This is a genomic window from Streptomyces sp. IBSBF 2435, from assembly GCF_036815005.1.
GTDB lineage: Bacteria > Actinomycetota > Actinomycetes > Streptomycetales > Streptomycetaceae > Actinacidiphila.
Window position 1 is genome coordinate 44,998 of the sequence record NZ_JAJSYW010000004.1, and the last position, 5,019, is coordinate 50,016.

The 5,019-nt window shown below is 72.2% G+C and carries 4 protein-coding genes; 3 read left to right on the forward strand and 1 reads right to left on the reverse strand.

The window, feature by feature from the left end; translation table 11 throughout:
- Window positions 1-1,509 (reverse strand): class III lanthionine synthetase LanKC N-terminal domain-containing protein (locus V7E46_RS01930; protein WP_443053943.1); only part of this gene is annotated, 1,509 nt, incomplete at its 3' end.
- A 281-nt stretch (window positions 1,510-1,790) separates the two neighbouring features.
- Here V7E46_RS01930 and V7E46_RS01935 point away from each other — a divergent pair.
- The 3 genes from V7E46_RS01935 to V7E46_RS01945 all read left to right on the forward strand — a co-directional run bounded on the left by V7E46_RS01935 (window position 1,791) and on the right by V7E46_RS01945 (window position 4,730).
- Window positions 1,791-2,132 (forward strand): hypothetical protein, encoded by a 342-nt coding sequence (locus V7E46_RS01935; RefSeq protein WP_333766764.1) that lies wholly within the window; start codon window positions 1,791-1,793, stop codon window positions 2,130-2,132.
- 512 nt (window positions 2,133-2,644) lie between these two features.
- Window positions 2,645-3,811: an MFS transporter gene (locus tag V7E46_RS01940; RefSeq protein WP_333766765.1), complete on the forward strand. Its 1,167-nt coding sequence runs from the start codon at window positions 2,645-2,647 to the stop codon at window positions 3,809-3,811.
- A gap of 700 nt (window positions 3,812-4,511) precedes the next feature.
- Window positions 4,512-4,730, forward strand: a complete 219-nt coding sequence (locus tag V7E46_RS01945) for an MbtH family protein (protein WP_333766766.1) — start codon at window positions 4,512-4,514, stop codon at window positions 4,728-4,730.
- The last annotated feature ends 289 nt before the right edge of the window (window positions 4,731-5,019 follow it).

Here is a 5,019-nt window from a genome sequence, read left to right on the forward strand (position 1 = left end):
GGTGCGGGACGAGGGCGGTACGTCGGTGCGGGACGGGGGCGGTGCGCCCGGGGCGGGTGCGGGCCGCGTACGGAGGAACGCGTCGGCTGCCGCCAGCGACCAGCGGGAGGCGCGATCCGCGGTGAGGCCCAGGACCAGGGGCGCGAGCGCGCGCAGCGCGGGGAAGGCCGGCATGGCGGCGTGGACGATCGCCGCGACCCGCTCGCTGTCCGTCCTGGCGGCCGGCAGGTCGGGGGTGAGGACCGGGTTGATGCCGGCGGTGACGTACAGAAGGGTGGCACCCAGGCTGTAGCAGTCCGCCTCAGGACCGGGTGCCGGAGGCTCGGGCCCGCGGCCGGGTTCGGCGGCGCGCAGGTATTCGGGGGCGGTGAAGCCCCGGGTGCCGACCACCGGTGCGGGTTCGCCCGGGCGGACGGCGCACTCCATGTCGACCAGGACGGGCGTCTCGTCGGCCGCCAGCATCACGTTGCTCGGCTTGAAGTCGCGCAGGACGAACCCGGCCGCGTGCACCTCGCCGATCAGCCGGGCGAGTTGGCCCGCCAGCCGCCGCGCGGCATCGACCGGGATCCCGCCGTCGGCCCGCGCCGCGCGGTCGGCGGCCCACTGCTGGAGGCTGTTGCCGTCGATCAGGTCCTCGACCAGGAAGACGTGCCCCGCGGCTTCGACGACGTCGCGCACGGCGGGGGTGATCTGCCGGGGTGCGAGCAGGGCAAGGACGTCGGCCTCGTGGCGGAGCCAGTCCCTGGCGTCCCGCCCGCTCGGCTCGGCACCGACGTACGGCCGGGCCTCCTTCAACAGGACGTCGTCGCCGGTGTGTTCGTCGCGGGCCCGGTAGACCCCGCCCCGATTGGAGTGCCGGATGGCCTCCCGCACCAGGTAGCGGCCGGCGATACGCACCGGGCTGCCGGGCCGGCGGGCCGGGGCCGGCGCGGGCGGATCGAACGGCAGCCGGGCCCACGCGGGCGGCGAGAACCACGGGTTCCGCCGGTCCGGCACGAGCGTGCCGTCAGGGGCGCGCAACTGCCCCTCGTAGAAGCCCTCGTCGTTCAGCTCGCGCGGCCTGGCGAAACAGCCGTAGCGGTAGTAGACCGCGCTGTCCGGCCGATACCGCCGGTCGGAGAGGATGGCGGGGCCGCCCAACCCGAGCGTCGCCTCGTGCAGTTGCCCGGCGAGCAGCCGTAACCGGTCGTCGTCCGCGGGGTACGCGGTGAGGAACTTTCCCGACTGCCCGCGTACGGCCCGCACCGAGTTCATCTCGGCGGCGACCCGAGGGGTGACGGCGAACTTGAACGCGCACATGTTCAGCGCGAGCACCCGGGCAGCGGACTCCAGCAGCTCGCACGCGAAAGCCGGAGCCGCGGACAGATGGAGCTTCCAGCCCTGCTCGCGGCGCACATGCCGCGGCGGTGTGACCATGCACCAGGTCTCGTGCTCCTGAACCCGCCAGTCGGCCGCAACGGCCACATCCCCCAGAACCCGCTCGGCGATCGCTCGATAGCTCGGAGTCACCCGATCAGAGTGGCATGGGATCAGATGTTCTGAGGTGCTTTACCGAAAAGACGCCACCACAGGTGATACGGGCTGTTTTCGGCCATTGTCTGGTGCGTAAGTGGCTCCAGGGACAAGGCTGTTCACGCCGTCCGGTGTGCCCGGGGCCCGGACTGAGTAGCCGTACGCAGGCGACGGCCGGGGGCCTGCGGGACGATGGGGCCGGCCGGGCGCACCGGCCGGTCGGCTGGATGAGGGGACGGCATGGGCAGATTCGTCGGGACGGTGCTGTCGCCCGGCTGATGCTGCGCGCGGCGGTGGCGGGACACCTCGCCACGGCGGCCCTGACGGCGGGCGCCGCGGCGCTGACCGGGAGGTCCGCAGGCCACTGGCTCGCCGGCTTCTTCCTGCCGAGCACCGTCTTCCGCCCGGTCGGCCCCTACTCCGCGCAGCTCCGCGGTCGCCTGAGCACGCTGCTCAAGGATGTCGGCTTCCCCCGTGACGATGTCCTTGAGCTGCGTTCCCTGGTGGACATGGCCGACGCGGGCGGCAAGGTCCTGGAGGAGAAGGCGGAGGAGCAGTACCAGGCCCTGGCCGAGATCCGCCGGGCCATCGACGACCTGGCCGAACCGTCCGCTCGGTGACGCGTACCGTCCTTCCGCGGGGGTCCACGCGCTCCGCCCCGGGCTGATCCGGGCGTGCCCGAACTCTGGGCCGGCTTCGTATCCGGCTCTGGGCAGGGGCGACGTTCCGGCTCGGGCGGGCTACAGCGCGTGCGGGTACACTCGTCGGGGAGCGGGCACACGGGCCGCGCTCCTCGATCTCAGCACTCAACGTTTCTGCCGGCGCTGGAGCCGACGCCGACGTGGACTTCGAGTCCGCCCCGTCCGCGTCATCATGGACGACTCCTGGCGGCGGGGGGCGGTGCCCGCCGCGGGCGTCGCCGCCCCGGGCCGTCCCACCGTGCAGCGGAAGGTTCGCCGTGACAGCGCGGCACTGGTTCCGTCCTGCAGCACCGGATTCCCGCCGTACCGCACGGGGGCCGCGCCATCCCGTACCGGCTCTGGCCGAGACCCCCTCCTACCGTTCCGCCCTGCGGGCCCCCGGCGCGGCGGCCTTCTTCCTGGCCGCGGCTCCCGCGCGCATCGGAGTGGCCATGGCCGGGCTCGGTATCGTCTGGCTGGTCCACGGCGAGACCGGGTCCTTCGGGGCGGCCGGGCTGGTCACCGGGGCCTTCGCCGTGGCGGAGACCCTGGCGGGGCCGCAGACGGCGCGGCTCATGGACCGTTTCGGACAGCCGCGCGTCCTCGTCCCCCTTCTGTGCGCCCACGCCGGAGCGATCGCCGCCCTGGTCGCGCTCGCCCTGACGGGGTCGCCCGCGGTGCAGTTGACGGCGGCTGGCCTCGCCGCCGGGGCGACAGTCCCGCAGATCGGCGCGCTCTGCGCGGCCCGCTGGTCGGCCCTGCTGCACGGCGGGGCCGAACTCCCCGCGGCCTTCGCGCTCGAAGCGGTCAGCAACGAGGTCGCCTTCCTCCTCGGCCCCGCCCTCGCGGTGCTGGCGGCGGCCCGGCTGCACCCGGCCGCGGGTACGGTGCTGGCGGGGGCGCTCGTGGTCGGCGCCGGACTGGCCTTCGCGGCGCTCGGCCGTACGGCCCCGGCGCCCGTCGCGACGGCCGCGGCGACGGCCGCCGCGGATCGTCCGGCCGCCCGCGGCCCGGGGACTCTGCTGAGCCGGAGTTTCGCCACCCTGCTGGCGGTCAACCTGGCCCTGGGCGTCTTCTTCGGCTCGATGCAGGTCTCGGTGAGCGCCTTCGCCGAGCTTCACCACGCCGCCCCGGCGGCCGGATTCCTGTACGGGCTGATGAGCGCGGCGAGCCTGCTGGCCGGTCTGGCCTACGGACGACACCGCAGGAAGACGCCGCCCGCCGACCAACTGCCCCTGATCCTGGCCTTCCTGGCCTGCGCATCGCTGCTGCCGCTGCTGGCGGGGACCCCCTGGCAGCTGGGCCTGGCCCTGCTGCTCCCCGGGGCGGGCGTCGCTCCGTGCATCATCGCCTCCTCGACGCTTGTCGAGTCGGTCGTGGACCCCTCGGTCCTGACCCAGGCCTTCACCTGGACGAACTCCGCGAGCGCGGCGGGCATCGCCGTCTCCGCCGCCGCGGTCGGCCGGCTCGTCGACGGCCCGGGCGGCCCGCGAGCCGGCTTCACCGTCCCCCTCCTCGCCCTGACCGCGACAGCAGCCCTGACCTGGTCCAACCGCCGCGGCGGCAGCGGCGTGGACCCGGGCCGGCGCCCGGCGAGCCGGTGGTACGAGCACGAGTGATCGCACCGCCTACGGACGTCCGCACGCATGTACGCCCAACAGCGTATTTCCTGTCCTGGGCGGCGACTGGGAAGGGTCCGGCGGCATGGGTTCCGTGCAGGGGCCGTACGGGGCCGCGGGGACCCTCGGAAGCCGGAGGAGGCACCGGCCGCCGAACCCCTCCCGCCGGCGACCGCCCGGCGCGACGCCCTGACGTGCAAATTCCCGAGATAATGGAACATATGTCCGCAGGACTATGCCAACCGCCCTTGCCGAATGACGCATTCCACGGGTGAACTGTTTTCGGACGCCGGATTGGCCATTTCGAAGAGGCGGAAAACCGCCGGCGGACTCAAGGACGCCGACCAGCCATGACCGTACGTCAGGTCATGGCCAACGCTTAACCCGCACACACATTCGTTCACGCCGAAATGTTCGAATACCTCGTGACCAAGCGCAGGTCCACGCCCTATTCGAAACTTTGTCCACCCTGGCGGCCCCTACTTACCCGCACTTTCCGGTTTGAATCAGAGAGACCCCGCCCCGCGGCCGGCAACCCGCATTGAACCGGCCACCGCCGGACCGGTTCGCCGACTTTCGGACACGCCATGACGCCTCATGTAGTCTGACGTGACCGCGGAGGGGTTGACTCCGCTGCGGATTCGGCTCCTTGTAGGACCGGTAATGAGATGAAACGTCGCCGACGAGAACAGGTGGAGTTGTGGCTAATCCTTTCGACGACGAGTCCGGCACATTCGTGGTGCTGGTGAACGACGAGGAGCAGCGCTCGTTGTGGCCGGCCCATATCGACATTCCAGGTGGCTGGCGCGCCGACGGACCTGAGCGTTCACGCCAGGAGTGCCTGGACGCGATCGACAACGCGTGGACCGATATGCGCCCCGCCAGTCTGGCCCGGGCAATGGAGGCCGACGCCCGCTAGACAGGGCCCCGGCTGTCCGAAAGCGCCCGGCTGGCGAGTGCACGGGCGCTCCCACCCCCACATCCCATAGACGCGTCGCCCCCTCCTGGCGGCGAGCAGATCCGAGTGATCTCTCCAACGGGCCGACCATGCCCGTTGGAGAGATCACTCGGGCTGCCGACACCTGGGCGCGTACCTTTCTTTTCCTTTGCGTCAGGCTGCCATCGACGCAAGGGTCCGTCGGCATGGCTGGTTCCGCCATTCCTTTTCTCACCGTCCCCGAAAACCTGCGCCAAAGAGGTAGGCCGAC